Source organism: Streptomyces incarnatus, from assembly GCF_001027185.1.
In the GTDB taxonomy this organism is placed as follows: domain Bacteria; phylum Actinomycetota; class Actinomycetes; order Streptomycetales; family Streptomycetaceae; genus Streptomyces; species Streptomyces puniciscabiei.
Map to the genome: position 1 here is coordinate 4,682,764 of NZ_CP011497.1, position 13,571 is coordinate 4,696,334.

Genomic DNA, 13,571 nt, shown 5'->3' on the forward strand with positions numbered 1-13,571 from the left:
GTCAGAGATGGTGTCACGCCCCGGCAGGAGCCCGGCGACACTCGGACCACTCGAACACCGGCACTTAAGATCGCTGACATGTCCAGATCCGTACGCCTGGTGCCGGCCACCGCTGCCCTGCTCGCCCTCGCCCTGACCGGCACCGCGTGCGACGCCGGGGTCCACGGCACCCCGGGCGGCTCCGGCGTACGCGACCCCTACTTCCCGAAGGCCGGCAACGGCGGCTACGACGTCGGGCACTACGACCTCACCCTGGACTACACCCCCGCCACCCGCCGTCTCACCGGCACGGCGGTCATCACCGCCCGCGCCACGAAGGACCTGTCCGCCTTCGACCTGGACCTGGCCGGGCTGCACGTCGACTCGGTCGACGTCGAGGGCAAGCAGGCCCGCTTCAACCGGGCCGGCCAGGAACTCACCGTCCGTCCGCACGACGACCTCAGCAAGGGCGAGACCTTCCGCACCACGGTCCGCTACTCGGGCACCCCGCAGACCCTCACCGACCCCGACGGCTCGAAGGAGGGCTGGCTGCCCACCGCCGACGGCGCCCTCGGACTCGGCGAACCCGTCGGCTCCATGGCCTGGTTCCCGGGCAACCACCACCCCTCCGACAAGGCCACCTACGACATCACCGTCACCGTCCCGCAGGGCCTCCAGGCCGTCTCCAACGGCGAGTTGGCGGACCAGTCCACCAAGGGCGGCCGGACGGCCTGGCACTGGCACACCGCCCAGCCCATGGCGAGCTACCTCGCCACCGTCGCCGTCGGCCACTTCGACATCGCCCGCGGCACCGGCCCGCACGGGCTGCCGGTCCTCACCGCCGTCGACCCCACCCAGGCGAAGGCGAGCGAGCAGGCGCTCGCGCAGCTCCCCGACGTCATCAAGTGGGAGGAGATCAACTTCGGTCCGTTCCCCTTCTCCTCCACCGGCGCGATCATCGACCGCCCCGACGACGCCGGCTACGCCCTGGAGACCCAGAACCGGCCCTTCTTCCCCGGCGCCCCGGACACCGGCACCCTCGTGCACGAACTCGCCCACCAGTGGTACGGCGACTCGGTCACCCCCCGGTCCTGGCAGGACATGTGGCTCAACGAGGGGTTCGCCACCTACGCGGAGTGGCTGTGGCAGGAGGACCACGGCGGCAAGAGCGCCCAGCAGACCTTCATGGACTACTACAACGGCGACGACGAGGCCATCTGGGCCTACCCGCCCGCGAAGCCGTCGAGCGCCGCCCACATCTCCGACAGCCCCGTCTACCAGCGCGGCGCGATGGTCCTGCAGAAGATCCGGCAGAAGGTCGGCGACGACACCTTCTACGACATCATCCAGGGCTGGGCCGCCACCCACCGCCACGGCAGCGCGAGCACCGCCGACTTCACCGCGTACGTGGAGAAGAAGGCCCCGCACAAGGACTTCACCGAGATCTGGAAGGACTGGCTGTACGGAAACGGCAAGCCGGCCCACCCGTGACGGGCGTACCGGTCCTCGGGGTGCGCTACGCCTCGCCCAGCGCCTTGCGCAGTACGGCGCAGGGGCGGCCGAGGGCGCGGTCGGGGCGGTGGTCGATCACCTCGTAGCCGAGGGCGGTCCAGAAGGCCAGCGCCTTGGGATTGTTGGCGAGGACGGCGAGCCGTACGGCGCTGCGGCCCTGTGCGCGGAAGCGGTCCTCGACGAGTTCCGCGAGGGCACGGCCGTACCCCCTGCCGTGCTCGGCCGCGTGCACCAGCAGCAGCCCGATCCACGGGTCCGGGTCGGCGGGGTCGGGGTGGTGGGCACGGGTGCCGGCGAGTCCGACGAGGCGTCCCTCCTCCGTGCGGGCGAGCAGCACCTCGGTGCCGGGCACGGCCAGGTCCTTGGCCAGCGTGGCCGCGACCTGCCCGGGACGTATGTCGTCCGGGTCGGGGAAGTCGCCGCTGAGCCGGTGGAACGCGCTGTTGGACGCGTAGAGCGCGGTGATGTCGCTCAGCAGCGGGGCCGGGATGTCCTGGCCGGGCGAGAGGGGCTCGAGAATCACGCGGGCACGCTATCCCGCCGGCGCCGTCCACGGAATTTCCCCGGCGGCGGAAGCCCTGGGCCGCGTCCGCACCCGGGGCTTCCGCTCGCCGTGACCGGCTGTCAGACGTTGACGCCGAAGTCCTGGGCGATGCCGACCAGGCCCGAGGCGTAACCCTGGCCCACGGCACGGAACTTCCACTCCGCGCCGTTGCGGTACAGCTCGCCGAAGACCATGGCCGTCTCGGTGGCGGCGTCCTCGGAGAGGTCGTAGCGGGCGATCTCGGCGCCGCCGGCCTGGTTGACGATGCGGATGTAGGCGTTGCGGACCTGGCCGAAGTTCTGTCCGCGGTTCTCGGCGTCGTAGATGGAGACCGGGAAGACGACCTTGTCGATGTCGGCCGGGAGCGCGGCCAGGTTGACGTTGATCGCCTCGTCGTCGCCGGCGCCCTCGCCCGTGCGGTTGTCGCCGGTGTGGACGATGGAGTTGTCGGGGGTCTGCTTGTTGTTGAAGAAGACGAAGTGCGCGTCCGAGTAGACCTTGCCCTGGCCGTTGACCGCGATGGCGGAGGCGTCCAGGTCGAAGTCCGTGCCGGTGGTGGTGCGGACGTCCCAGCCGAGGCCCACGGTGACGGCGGTCAGGCCCGGAGCCTCCTTGGTGAGCGAGACGTTGCCACCCTTGGACAGGCTTACAGCCATGTTGGGAGTCCCTTCCTTGGACATGTGTGGTGCAGTGCCGTTGAAGCTACCGTCACCGGGAAGAACGTCGCGGGGGGTCCCGGTGGTTCCGGATGCCTTTACCTTTTTTACCGAGCGGAAATCCAGGTGACGACGGCTGGCAGGACCGGGAACATGGACCCCATGTCCGGTCCTTACGTCATTCGTGGCTCCGTCTCGCTCCCCGAGGCCGAGCTGATGTGGCGTTTCTCCAGGTCGTCCGGTCCCGGCGGGCAGCACGTCAACACCAGTGACTCCCAGGTGGAGCTGCGCTTCGACCTCGCCCGCACCGAGGCGCTGCCCGCGGTCTGGAAGGAGCGGGCGCTGCAGCGGCTCGCGGGCCGGCTCGTGGACGGCGTGGTGACCGTACGGGCCTCCGAGCACCGCTCCCAGTGGCGCAACCGCGAGGCCGCCGCCGTACGCCTCGCCGCCCTCCTCGCGGAGGCCAGCGCGCCCCCGCCCAAGCCGCGCAGGCCGACCCGCATCCCGCGCGGCATCAATGAGCGCCGGCTGCGGGAGAAGAAGCAGCGCGCGGAGACGAAGCGGGGCCGCTCGGGCCGCGACTGGGCGTGAGCCCGGCAGGACGCAGAACACCGCCCGCCACCCACGCGGCCTGCCCTGCGCCGGTGAGCCGTCACCCGCACGGCCTGCCTTGATCCGGTGAGGCGTCACCCGCACGGGCCTGTCCTGAGCCGGGGAGCCGTCACATCCGGGGCCTGCGGTTCGTCAGTGAGGTGGCGGACCACCGAGGCGACGGAAAGGCCGGGCATCCCGATGAGCGAGCACGAGCGGCAGTACCGTGACGACGAGTTTCTCGCCGAGCGGTTCGAGGGGTACCGGGGGCATCTGCGGGCCGTCGCCTACCGGATGCTGGGCTCGGCCGCCGAGGCCGAGGACGCGGTGCAGGAGGCGTGGTTCCGGCTGAGCCGGTCCGACACGCGTGAGGTGGGCAACCTCGGGGGCTGGCTGACGACCGTCGTCGGCCGGGTCTGCCTGGACATGCTCCGCTCCCGCCGCTCGCGGGGCGAGGAACCCCTGGACACCTGGCGTCCCGGAGCCTCCGCCGAGCCGGATCCCGCGCAGGACGCGGTGCTCGCGGACTCGGTCGGGCTGGCCCTGCTGGTCGTCCTCGACACGCTCTCCCCGGCCGAGCGGCTGGCGTTCGTGCTGCACGACCTGTTCGGGGTGCCCTTCGACGAGGTCGGCGGGATCCTCGGCCGCAGCCCGGCCGCGGCACGGCAGCTGGCCAGCCGGGCGCGGCGCCGGGTGCGGGGCGCGGACGCGCCGGAGACCGACCTGGTGCGGCAGCGGGAGGTGGTCGACGCGTTCCTGGCGGCCGCGCGGGAGGGCGACTTCGACGGCTTGCTGGAGGTGCTCGACCCGGACGTGCTGGCACGCGGCGAGGCCGGTACGACCATCGGTGCGGCCGGCGTCGCCTCCGGCGCGAAGAGCTTCGCCCACCTGGCCCGGGCGGCGCGTCCCGCGCTGGTCGACGGGGCGACGGGCCTGGTGGTGTACGCCGGCGGCCGCGTCGAGCGGGTCCTGACGTTCACCTTCGTCGCCGACCGCATCGCGACCATCGACATCGTGACCGACCCGGCCGGCCTGTCGCTCCTGACCATCGAGCTCGCATAGTCGAAGCGCCGGGCCTGGAGCCGCCGCCGCCCCCGGTCCCGGCTCAGCCCAACTGGCGGTAGCGGCCCCGGAAGTACAGCAGCGGGCCGCCCTCCGCGCTCGGGACGTGTGCGGTCAGGACGCGGCCGATGACGAGGGTGTGGTCGCCGGCCGTAACCCGCTGCTCGGTGCGGCACTCCAGCGTGGCCAGCGCGCCGCCCACCAGCGGGGCGCCGGTGGCCTCGCCCCGGACGTAGGGGATGTCCTCGAAGAGCAGACGGTCGCTGATCCGGCCCTTCATGGCGAAACGGCCCGCGATGTGCCGCTGGCTCTCGGCGAGGACCGACACCGCCCACAGGGGCTGTTCGTCGAGCAGGTCGTCCATCCGGGAGCCCTCGCGCAGGCTCACCAGGACCAGCGGCGGGTCGAGGGAGACGGACAGGAAGGCGGTGGCGGTCATGCCGACGTCCTCCATGCCCGGCGCTTCCGGGTCGTCCGGGTCCAGCGGCGGCTCCTGCGCGGTCACCAGGACCACTCCGGCGGCCAGTCGGGACATAGCGGCCCGGAACTCGTCGTTGCTCACCCCCTCAGCATGCCCGGAAGCGGCGGTGGCGGTGGGTGAGGGACTCTTCAGCACGCCGGAAACGCTAGTCTCCGCCCCGCGGGGGCCGCATCGGGCCTCAGCCCGAGCCGGGTCCTAGGACCAGCGGAGGACCACGTGTGCAGCATGTGAACCGAGCCCAAAAGCTTGCGTTCAGTAAACGCACGGGGAAAACGCAGAAACTCCACTCAATTGTTCACGTTCATCTGTGACTTGAGTCACAAGAAGCAGGAATTGTTGACCCTGTGTACCGAGTGGGCAGCGCGCTGTGATTCAGTGGCTGGGAAACTGAGACGCACCGTAAGAGGCACCCTTAAGAAGCGCCGAAGACAACCCTTGATTCGCTGCGAGGTCTCGGGGGGAGGGCGAGCATGGAGACCGAGTCGGAGCCGTATGTCCGTCTTGCGTCCCTGCGGCAGCTGCACCAGGTCATGGCCGACATGAACACGGCACGCAGCCTGGCGGACACACTGCAGACCGTCGCCGACGGCGCGGTCAACGCCCTCGGGTACGAGATGGCGTGCGTGAACCTCGTGCGCCCCGACGGCGATCTCGTCGTCGCCGCGTTCTCCGGGAACTCCGCCGCCGAGGCCCTGATCACCGGCCGGGTCGGCTCCCGCGAGTCCTGGGAGCGGCGGCTGAACATGGGCGAGCGCTGGGGCGACCTGGTCTTCATACCGCACACCGAGGGCTGGGTCCTCGACGACGACGACGTCCCCCAGTGGTACACGGACGGCCCGGCACCTCGCTTCGAGGACGAGTGGCACCCCTCCGACCGCCTCTTCGCCCCCATGTACACCCCGGGCGCGCAGGGCGCCACCTGCGGCGAGCTGCTCGGGGTCATCTCCGTCGACCGGCCGCGCAACGGCCGCCACCCCGGCGCCTGGGGCCGCGAGGCCCTGCAGATGTACGCCTTCCAGGCCGCCATCGCGATCAGCAACGCGCGTCTGCGTGCGAACATGCAGCGCGCCCTGGTCCGCCTGGAGCGCGAGCAGCAGGCCCTGCGGGCGAGCGAGGAAAGCTTCAGGCAGGCCTTCGAGTACGCCCCCTCGGGCATGGCCATCGCCGAGATGGGCGGCGATCAGCACGGCCGCATCCTGCGCACCAACGACGCCCTGTGCCGCCTGCTCGGCCGCCCGGCCTCCGCGATGCGCCGCTACTCCTTCTCCGACCTGGTGCACCCCGAGGACATCGGCACGCTGCTGCGGACCTCGGCGGAGGGCGGCCGTGCGGAACTGCGCCTGGGGCGCCGCGACGGCACCTACGTCTGGGTGTCCCTGCGCAACTCCGTGGTCGCCGACGCCGCCGACGGCCCCCGCTTCCTCCTCACCCACGTCGAGGACATAGAGGAACGCAAGCGCCGCGAGCTGCAGCTCGCCCACCGCGCCTCCCACGACTCGCTCACCGGTCTGCCCAACTCCGCCGAGCTGCGCGCCCGTCTCGCGGCCCGGCTGTGCCGGCGCCCGGCCCACGCCGGCGAACTGGAGTCCCTGGACGCGGCCTACGGGCACCCCGCCTTCGACGCCCCCGTGGCCCACGGCTTCGACTTCCGGCCGGGCGCGGAGGCGTACGACAGCTTCGACCACCACGTCCACACCGTCGCCCCCGAGGACGGCCGGGACGACGGCACCAAGGGCCTCGCGGTCCTCTTCTGCGACCTCGACGGCTTCAAGTCGATCAACGACCGCTTCGGGCACAACGCGGGCGACGCGGTGCTGATCGAGGTCGCCCGCCGCCTCTCGCGCGGCGTCCGCGACGGCGACACGGTCGCCCGCCTCGGCGGCGACGAGTTCGTGATCCTCGCCGACGGCCTCGGCCGGGCCGACGCCCAGGACCTCGCCGTACGGCTGCGCAACGAGATCATCCAGCCGATCCGGGCCGAGGGCCGGGCCGTCCGGGTGGGCGCGAGCTTCGGCATCGGGTGGGCACACTGCGGCATGACGGCGGACGAAGTGTTGAAGTCAGCCGACGAGCGTATGTACGTAGAGAAACGATCTCGTCCCAAACAGCACCGACGCGCCGGATGATCCGCAGGTCAGGGACTTGATGCGATTCGAGTCACCCGTTTGGCCCAGCCGGACCGGGTAGGCTCCCCCTTCCAGACCTGTATCGCATCCACCCGCACCCGCTGAGGAGACCAAGGGATGACGCCCGGCGAAAACGGCCCGAGCACGCCCGAGGACGACGACCCGTTCGGCTACCTGTACGCCGACGGCCAGGCCAGAGGGGCCCAGCCGCCGTCCGGCGGTTACGGCTACCCCAACTCGGTCAGCAGGGTGCGGGCGGTCGGCGAGCGCCAGTACGGCCAGCAGCAGGCCCCCTACGGCCAGCAGCCCGGCGTCCCGCAGCAACCGGGCGCCTACGGCCAGCCGAACGCCCACTACCAGGCCCCCGAGACCCTCCCCGGCGGCGCCCCGACCACCCGTCAGCCCGCGCACCCCGCGCCGGGCCGCCGCGGCCCCAACACCAAGGGCCTGCTGATCGGCGCGATCGCGGTGGTCGCCGCGGTCGTCATCGGCATCGGCGTGTCGATGCTCAACGACAACTCGGACGACAAGACCAACAACCAGGCGGGCAACACCCCGACCCAGTCCCAGAGCAGCGAGCCGAGCCCGTCGGGGAGCAGCTCGGCGGCGCCGGGAGAGCTGCCGAAGACGGACGCGAGCGCGCTCCAACTTGGGCCTGGTGTGACGACGGCGTCAGCCATCAAGGGTTCGCAGGCCAAGGGCGGAACCTACGTGACAGGCTTCAACCACGTCGGAGCAACGGTCACCTGGACGGTCAACAACGTTGAGAAGGCCGGTACCTACCGGCTGTACGTGCGCTACGGCATCCCGGGTGTGGACGCCAACGCGACACTGGTGGTCAATAACAAGGCGCAGTCGCGGGAGCTGCGCATGAGTAACTTCGGTGGCGGCACGCCCGTAGGCGACTGGGAGAAGGGCTGGAAGACCACCTGGGGAATCGTGAACCTGGACAAGGGCACGAACACGATCCAGATCGCCTGCCAAGACGGCAACCAGTGCAATGCGAACCTCGACCAGTTGTGGCTGACGGCCGATCCCGACAACAGCTGAAAGGGGCCCGGACCATCCCCCAGGACGGCCGGGCCCCTTTCAGCTTCTTGACCAGCCGGGAGTCACACCGCGCCCGACCGCACCGCCGAGTTGCCCACGCCTGTCGAGCGTGTGCGCGGCCGCTCCGCCGCTTACCCGTCGCCGCCCTGGCCCGCTACAAACCTGGCGAACGCGGCCGTCGGACGGAACGCGGTGGGGTGACGATTCGTCACCCCACCTGACTAGCCGATGCGCCCGACGTCAACGCACGCGTCAGCCACCCAACCGTTCTTGCCGGCCCACCGCACCTTCAGCCAGGCCTTACTGGAAGGGCCGCCAGACCAGCACGTGTATGAGCCTCCGGGATCCCGTCGGATGCAATCGCCAGTGCTGTCCGTAAAGCAAGGAACCTGAACATTACGATCGGTGATCGTGGCGATTTTGGCGGACGAGGTGCTGGCCTCGGCGCGGATGGTGAAAGGGTGACTACCCTTCATCCAGACGCCGCCCACGTCTGCCGATGCAGGAGAGCTAACGGAAATGAGGAGTCCCATCGAGGCTACGCCGAGAGCGGCGATCTGCCTGATGGCTTTTGGCTTGTGCATAGGTTTCCCCCAGTGAGAAATGGGAACTTGGTCGTTGGGGATCATACGTTCGATACTGGGGCCTGGGGGGGTTTTCGGTCACGCGTGATCACGTGGCCGAGGCGCCCTCGCTGTTGCACCCCGACCCATGGGCGCCTACGACTTTGCTGCTCGTGTCCTCGCGTCGCGCAGCGGCATCGCTTCGACGCACTCCTCGTCCCAGCAACTCCTCGTACACCGCCGGATCGAACTCCCCGGCGGCCGGGGCCTGTACCGTCGCTACCGAGAGCGCGACCGCGCGGGCCAGCCGTTCCGGCCAGGGAAGCTGCTCCACGAGGCCCGACAGCAGGCCCGCCACCGCCGAGTCGCCCGCGCCGGTCGGGTTGCCGTGGATGCGGGCGGGCGGGGTGGCGCGCCAGCGGCCCTCGGGGGTGGCGGCCAGCAGGCCTTCGGGGCCCAGGGATGCCACGACTGCGTGTGCGCCCCTTCTGCGCGCGTCCTGGGTGGCCCGCAACGGCTCGTGGGAGCCGGTGAGTTCGGCCAGTTCCTCGGCGTTCGGTTTGATGAGGTCGGGGCGGGCGGCGACGCCTCGGCGCAGGGGTTCGCCGCTGGTGTCCAGCAGGACGGGGACTCCGGCGGCGCGGGCCGCGCGGACCAGGTTCGCGTACGCCCCCACCGGCACGCCGGGCGGCAGGCTGCCGCACAGGGCCACCGCCGAGACGGACGGCAGCAGTTCCTCGTAGCGGTCCAGGAACGCGCCCCACTCGGCCGGCGCGATCTGCGGGCCCGGCTCGTTCAACTGTGTCGTGTCGCCGGAGAGTTCGTCGACCACGGCGATCGTGCGCCGGGTGGCCCCGGCGACCGGCACCAGCGCGTCCGTCAGCCGGGGCACGTCGGCGAGCAGGTCGCGTATCGCGCGCCCGGTCCCGCCGCCCGCGAACCCCGTGACCGTCACCTCGTGTCCGAGCGCGGCCAGCACCCGGGCCACGTTCACGCCCTTGCCGCCGGGCCGCTCGATGACCTCCGAGACCCGGTGCGAGGCGTGCGGGCGCAGCGACCGTACCCGGTAGGTCAGGTCGAGAGCGGTGTTCAGCGTGACCGTGAGGATCACCCGGGCCGACCTCCCTCGAAGTCCTGTGGCACGTCATCGCGCCCGACATCGGTTTCCGGGGGCACGATCATGCCAAAGAGACGGCGGTCCGCCCAGTCACGAGTCGGCCGCCGTCCAGGGAAAAGACGGGCAGATCAGGCCAGTTGGGGCGGGATCACCACCCACTCACCCCGCCGCATCACGCCCTTGAGGTCGAAGTCCGCGTCCAGCAGGACCAGGTCGGCGTCCTTGCCCGGCTCCAGCGAGCCGATGCGGTCGGACAGGCCGAGGAGCCGGGCGGGGTTCACCGACAGCGCCGTCACCGCGTCCTGCACCGGCAGCCTGTCGACCGTCACCGCCCGTTTGAAGGCGCGGTCCAGGGTCAGCGTGGAGCCCGCGATCGAGCCGCCCTCCACCAGCCGGGCCACGCCCTCGCTGACCTCGACCTCCAGCGGGCCCAGCATGTAGCGGCCGTCGCCGATGCCGGCCGCGTCCATCGCATCCGTGATGAAGGCGACGCGGGAGGCGCCCGCGCGGTGGAAGGCCAGCTCCAGGGCGGCGGGGTGGAGGTGTACGCCGTCGTTGATCAGCTCGACCGTGACCCGCTCGTCCTCCAGCAGGGCGGCGATGGGGCCGGGCGCCCGGTGGTTCAGGGCCGGCATCGCGTTGAACAGGTGGGTGGCGACCGTGGCGCCCGCGTCGATGGCCTCGACCGTCTGCTCGTACGTGGCGTCCGTGTGCCCGATCGCCGCGATGACGCCGTGCTCGGCGAGCAGCCGTACGGAGTCGATGCCGCCCGGCAGCTCGGCCGCGAGCGTGACCATCCTCGCCCTGCCGCGCGCCGCGTCGATCAGCTTGCGGACCTCGGCCGGGTCCGGGGCGCGCAGCAGCCCCTCGGAGTGCGCGCCCTTGCGGCACGGCGAGATGAACGGCCCCTCGAAGTGGATGCCGGCGATCTCGCCCTGCTCGGCCAGCTCGCTCAGCAGCCCGGCCTGGCGGACCAGCAGGTCCATCTCGTCGGTGACGGTGGAGGCCACCAGGGTGGTGGTGCCGTGCGCGCGGTGCGTGGCGATGGCCTTCATGATCTGGTCCGGGGTGCCGGAGAAGGAGGCTCCGCCGCCGCCGTGGTTGTGGATGTCGACGAACCCCGGTACCAGCCAGTGGCCGCTCACGTCGAGCACCTCGGCGTGCTCGGTAGCGGCAGCCGCGATCCTCGTGTCCTCGACGGCCACGCGCCCGTCGTCCACCACCCCGGTGGGCAGCACCACCCGAGCACCTGTGAGAACCAAGCTGGGAGCCATCAGGCGCTTACCTCCGGAGTCGTAGAAGTGGTGGTCAGTAGGTCCTGTGCGAGCAGCCCGGCGCCCAGGCAGCCGGCCGTGTCGCCCAGGGCCGCCGGGACGATCGCGGGCAGTTTCTGGAAGGTGACCCGCCGCCGGACGGCCTCCCGCAGCGGCTGGAACAACACTTCCCCCGCCTCGGCGAGACCGCCACCGATGATCAGGGTGCGCGGGTCCAGCAGGGTGAGCGCGGTGACCAGGCCGTCGGCGAGGGCGTCGACCGCCTCCCGCCAGACCCGAACGGCGTTCGGATCGCCGGACGCGACGGCCTTGGCGCAGTCGGCGGCGTCCGCGTCCGGGTCCCCGCAGGCCGCCGCCCACGCCTCGCTGACGGCGGACGCGGAGGCGTACCGCTCCAGGCAGCCGTGCTGCCCGCAGGGACACGGGATCCCGCCGGGCCGTACGACGACATGGCCGATCTCGCCCGCGAAGCCGTGCGCGCCCGCCTCCACCCGGCCGTCGATGCCGATCGCGCCCGCGATGCCGGTGCCGAGCGGCACGAACAGGAACCGGTCGGCGCCCCTGCCCGCGCCGATCCGGCCCTCGGCGAGGCCGCCGGTGCGCACGTCGTGGCCGAGGGCGACGGGGATGCCGAGCCGCCGTGCGAGCAGCGCGCGCAGCGGTACGTCCCGCCAGCCGAGGTTGGCCGCGTAGGCGGCGATGCCCTGCTCCTCGTCGACGATGCCGGGGACCGCGAGGCCGGCCGCGGCGGCGGCCTCGCCGTAGTGCCGCACGCCGTACGCGTGCAGCTCGGCGGCGAAGTCGAGGATCGCCCCGACCACCGCGTCCGGTCCGCGCTCGCGGCCGGTGGCGCGGCGGGCGCGGTGGAGCAGTTCGCCGTCGTCGCCGACGAGGGCGGCCTTCATCCCGGTACCGCCCACGTCCAGGGCGATGACATGTCTCACCACGGGCCCTAGTGTGGCCTCCTACCCGCGAGAGGTCTAGTCCACTCACGTGGTGTAGACCTTATGTGTCCATATATTGAACGGTCAGACAGCAGGGTTGGGGCTTTGAGGGTGCGTCGGCGTACGGCAGGAACGATCGCGGTGGTGTCCGCACTGGGCATGACGGCGGTCCTCGGCGGCTGCGGGAGCACGGGCTCCTCCGATGTGACGCTGAGACTCGTCGCCGCCGACTACGGCGACTCCCCCGCCAACAGCTCGAAGAAGTACTGGGACACCCTGGTCAAGGAGTACGAGTCGAAGCACCCCGGGGTGAAGATCGACGTCAGCGTGTACTCCTGGAACGACGTCGACGCCAAGGTCAAGGACATGGTCGCGGCCGGCCACGCCCCCGACCTGGCCCAGATCGGCGCCTATGCCGACTACGCGGCCGCGGGCAAGCTCTACCCGGTCTCCGACCTGCTCTCCATACCCACCCAGGCCGACTTCCTCTCCCAGCTCTCCGAGGCCGGGCAGTGGAACCACACGCAGTACGGCATCCCCTTCGCGGCGTCCACGCGGGTGCTCTTCTACAACAAGACCCTGTTCGCCAAGGCCGGCATCACCACCGCGCCCACCACCTGGGACCAGCTGGCCGCCGACGCCCAGGCGCTCAAGGACAAGGGCGTGAAGTACCCCTTCGCGCTGCCGCTCGGCCCCGAGGAGGCCCAGGCGGAGACCATGCAGTGGCTGCTCAGCGGCAGCGACCCCGGCAACGGCGGCAACGGCTACACCGACGAGATCGGCACCTACACCATCGACTCGGCGCAGAACGTCCAGACCTTCACCTGGCTCAAGGACGACCTGGTCGACAAGGGCCTGACCGGGCCGGTCGCGCCCGGCAGGCTCAACCGGGCGACGGCCTTCGCCGCCTTCGCCGACGGCCAGGTGGGCATGCTCAACGGCCACCCCACCCTCATCCAGCAGGCCCAGACGAAGGGCGTGAAATTCGGCATGGTGCCGATGCCGGGGCGCACCGGGAAAGCCAGGGCCTCGATGGGCGTCGCCGACTGGATGATGGCCTTCAAGCAGAACGGGCACCGCGACCAGATAGGCGACTTCCTCAACTTCGTCTACACCGAGAAGAACGTCCTGGACTTCTCCCGCGAGTACGGCCTGCTGCCGGTCACCGGCTCCGCCTCCAACACCATGAGCGCGTCGGACTCCGCCCCCGACAAGGCCCTGCACCCCTTCCTCGAAGAGCTGCCCACCTCCGAGCTGTACCCCGTCGGCAAGACCTCCTGGGCCTCGGTCAGCGCGGCCGTGAAGCAGAACATCGGCCAGGCCGTCACCCCCGGCGGCGACCCCGCCGGCGTCCTCAGCCGCCTCCAGGCGACCGCGTCGGCGGCGGACAGCAGCGCCAGGAACTGAGCGGGCTCTGTCAGTCCCCACCGCTACGGTGACCGCATGGAACTCGCCCCCCGCGAACAAGCGATCCTCGCCCTGGAGCGCCGCGGCTTCCCCGGCCCCGGCGCCAAGGAGCGGGCGATACGCGAGGAACTGGGCCTGTCCCCGGTCCGCTACTACCAACTGCTGAACGCGTTGCTGGACGACGAGCGGGCCCTGGCGGCCGACCCGGTGACGGTGAACCGCCTGCGCCGAGTGAGAGAGGCCAGACGGACGGAGCGCTGAACCG

Annotated in this window: 13 protein-coding genes; 7 read left to right on the forward strand and 6 right to left on the reverse strand. The window is 71.2% G+C overall.

Going from position 1 to position 13,571, the window contains the following annotated elements:
- Positions 1 to 78: 78 nt before the first annotated feature.
- On the forward strand, positions 79 to 1,470 hold the full coding sequence (locus ABB07_RS21095; protein ID WP_208900157.1) for a M1 family metallopeptidase: 1,392 nt from the start codon (positions 79 to 81) through the stop codon (positions 1,468 to 1,470).
- 25 nt (positions 1,471 to 1,495) lie between these two features.
- On the opposite strand, the gene ABB07_RS21100 is transcribed toward ABB07_RS21095, so the two are convergent.
- Positions 1,496 to 2,014, reverse strand: a complete 519-nt coding sequence (locus ABB07_RS21100; RefSeq protein WP_208900158.1) for a GNAT family N-acetyltransferase — start codon at positions 2,012 to 2,014, stop codon at positions 1,496 to 1,498.
- 101 nt (positions 2,015 to 2,115) lie between these two features.
- A complete protein-coding gene (locus tag ABB07_RS21105) occupies positions 2,116 to 2,691 on the reverse strand; it encodes a TerD family protein (protein ID WP_208900159.1) in 576 nt (191 codons plus the stop codon).
- A gap of 153 nt (positions 2,692 to 2,844) precedes the next feature.
- Here ABB07_RS21105 and arfB point away from each other — a divergent pair, with 153 nt between their 5' ends.
- Both arfB and ABB07_RS21115 read left to right on the forward strand, forming a co-directional pair.
- A complete protein-coding gene (gene arfB / locus ABB07_RS21110; RefSeq protein WP_208900160.1) occupies positions 2,845 to 3,282 on the forward strand; it encodes an alternative ribosome rescue aminoacyl-tRNA hydrolase ArfB in 438 nt (145 codons plus the stop codon).
- A gap of 201 nt (positions 3,283 to 3,483) precedes the next feature.
- The gene (locus tag ABB07_RS21115) at positions 3,484 to 4,344 is read left to right on the forward strand and encodes a sigma-70 family RNA polymerase sigma factor (RefSeq protein WP_208900161.1); all 861 of its coding nucleotides are present in this window, start codon (positions 3,484 to 3,486) and stop codon (positions 4,342 to 4,344) included.
- A gap of 43 nt (positions 4,345 to 4,387) precedes the next feature.
- Here ABB07_RS21115 and ABB07_RS21120 read toward each other — a convergent pair whose 3' ends face one another.
- A complete protein-coding gene (locus ABB07_RS21120; RefSeq protein ID WP_425264818.1) occupies positions 4,388 to 4,879 on the reverse strand; it encodes a flavin reductase family protein in 492 nt (163 codons plus the stop codon).
- Positions 4,880 to 5,295: 416 nt separating this feature from the next.
- On the opposite strand from ABB07_RS21120, the gene cdgB reads away from it, so the two are divergent.
- Positions 5,296 to 6,951, forward strand: a complete 1,656-nt coding sequence (gene cdgB, locus ABB07_RS21125; RefSeq protein WP_208900163.1) for a diguanylate cyclase CdgB — start codon at positions 5,296 to 5,298, stop codon at positions 6,949 to 6,951.
- 117 nt (positions 6,952 to 7,068) lie between these two features.
- Positions 7,069 to 8,001, forward strand: a complete 933-nt coding sequence (locus tag ABB07_RS21130; protein ID WP_208900164.1) for a CBM35 domain-containing protein — start codon at positions 7,069 to 7,071, stop codon at positions 7,999 to 8,001.
- Between the two features lie 672 nt (positions 8,002 to 8,673).
- Here ABB07_RS21130 and ABB07_RS21135 read toward each other — a convergent pair.
- The 3 genes from ABB07_RS21135 to ABB07_RS21145 all read right to left on the reverse strand — a co-directional run bounded on the left by ABB07_RS21135 (position 8,674) and on the right by ABB07_RS21145 (position 11,899).
- Positions 8,674 to 9,675, reverse strand: coding sequence for a 1-phosphofructokinase family hexose kinase (locus ABB07_RS21135; protein ID WP_208900165.1), 1,002 nt, complete (start codon positions 9,673 to 9,675; stop codon positions 8,674 to 8,676).
- 134 nt (positions 9,676 to 9,809) lie between these two features.
- Positions 9,810 to 10,955: an N-acetylglucosamine-6-phosphate deacetylase gene (nagA, locus tag ABB07_RS21140; RefSeq protein WP_208900166.1), complete on the reverse strand. Its 1,146-nt coding sequence runs from the start codon at positions 10,953 to 10,955 to the stop codon at positions 9,810 to 9,812.
- Positions 10,955 to 11,899, reverse strand: a complete 945-nt coding sequence (locus ABB07_RS21145) for an ROK family protein (RefSeq protein WP_208903551.1) — start codon at positions 11,897 to 11,899, stop codon at positions 10,955 to 10,957. The genes nagA and ABB07_RS21145 overlap by 1 nt, the downstream gene beginning before the upstream one ends.
- Before the next feature lie 111 nt (positions 11,900 to 12,010).
- On the opposite strand from ABB07_RS21145, the gene ABB07_RS21150 reads away from it, so the two are divergent.
- Together ABB07_RS21150 and ABB07_RS21155 are read left to right on the forward strand one after the other, a co-directional pair.
- Positions 12,011 to 13,306, forward strand: a complete 1,296-nt coding sequence (locus tag ABB07_RS21150) for an ABC transporter substrate-binding protein (RefSeq protein WP_482269305.1) — start codon at positions 12,011 to 12,013, stop codon at positions 13,304 to 13,306.
- A 36-nt stretch (positions 13,307 to 13,342) separates the two neighbouring features.
- A complete protein-coding gene (locus tag ABB07_RS21155) occupies positions 13,343 to 13,567 on the forward strand; it encodes a DUF3263 domain-containing protein (RefSeq protein WP_208900168.1) in 225 nt (74 codons plus the stop codon).
- The last annotated feature ends 4 nt before the right edge of the window (positions 13,568 to 13,571 follow it).

Bases quoted from the DNA above. Each gene is read 5' to 3' on its own strand.
- ABB07_RS21130 (WP_208900164.1), top strand. From the start codon at position 7,069: ATGACGCCCGGCGAAAACGGCCCGAGCACGCCCGAGGACGACGACCCG.
- ABB07_RS21095 (WP_208900157.1), top strand. From the start codon at position 79: ATGTCCAGATCCGTACGCCTGGTGCCGGCCACCGCTGCCCTGCTCGCC.
- nagA (WP_208900166.1), bottom strand. From the start codon at position 10,955: ATGGCTCCCAGCTTGGTTCTCACAGGTGCTCGGGTGGTGCTGCCCACC.
- ABB07_RS21120 (WP_425264818.1), bottom strand. From the start codon at position 4,879: ATGTCCCGACTGGCCGCCGGAGTGGTCCTGGTGACCGCGCAGGAGCCG.
- ABB07_RS21105 (WP_208900159.1), bottom strand. From the start codon at position 2,691: ATGGCTGTAAGCCTGTCCAAGGGTGGCAACGTCTCGCTCACCAAGGAG.
- ABB07_RS21155 (WP_208900168.1), top strand. From the start codon at position 13,343: ATGGAACTCGCCCCCCGCGAACAAGCGATCCTCGCCCTGGAGCGCCGC.
- cdgB (WP_208900163.1), top strand. From the start codon at position 5,296: ATGGAGACCGAGTCGGAGCCGTATGTCCGTCTTGCGTCCCTGCGGCAG.
- arfB (WP_208900160.1), top strand. From the start codon at position 2,845: ATGGACCCCATGTCCGGTCCTTACGTCATTCGTGGCTCCGTCTCGCTC.
- ABB07_RS21115 (WP_208900161.1), top strand. From the start codon at position 3,484: ATGAGCGAGCACGAGCGGCAGTACCGTGACGACGAGTTTCTCGCCGAG.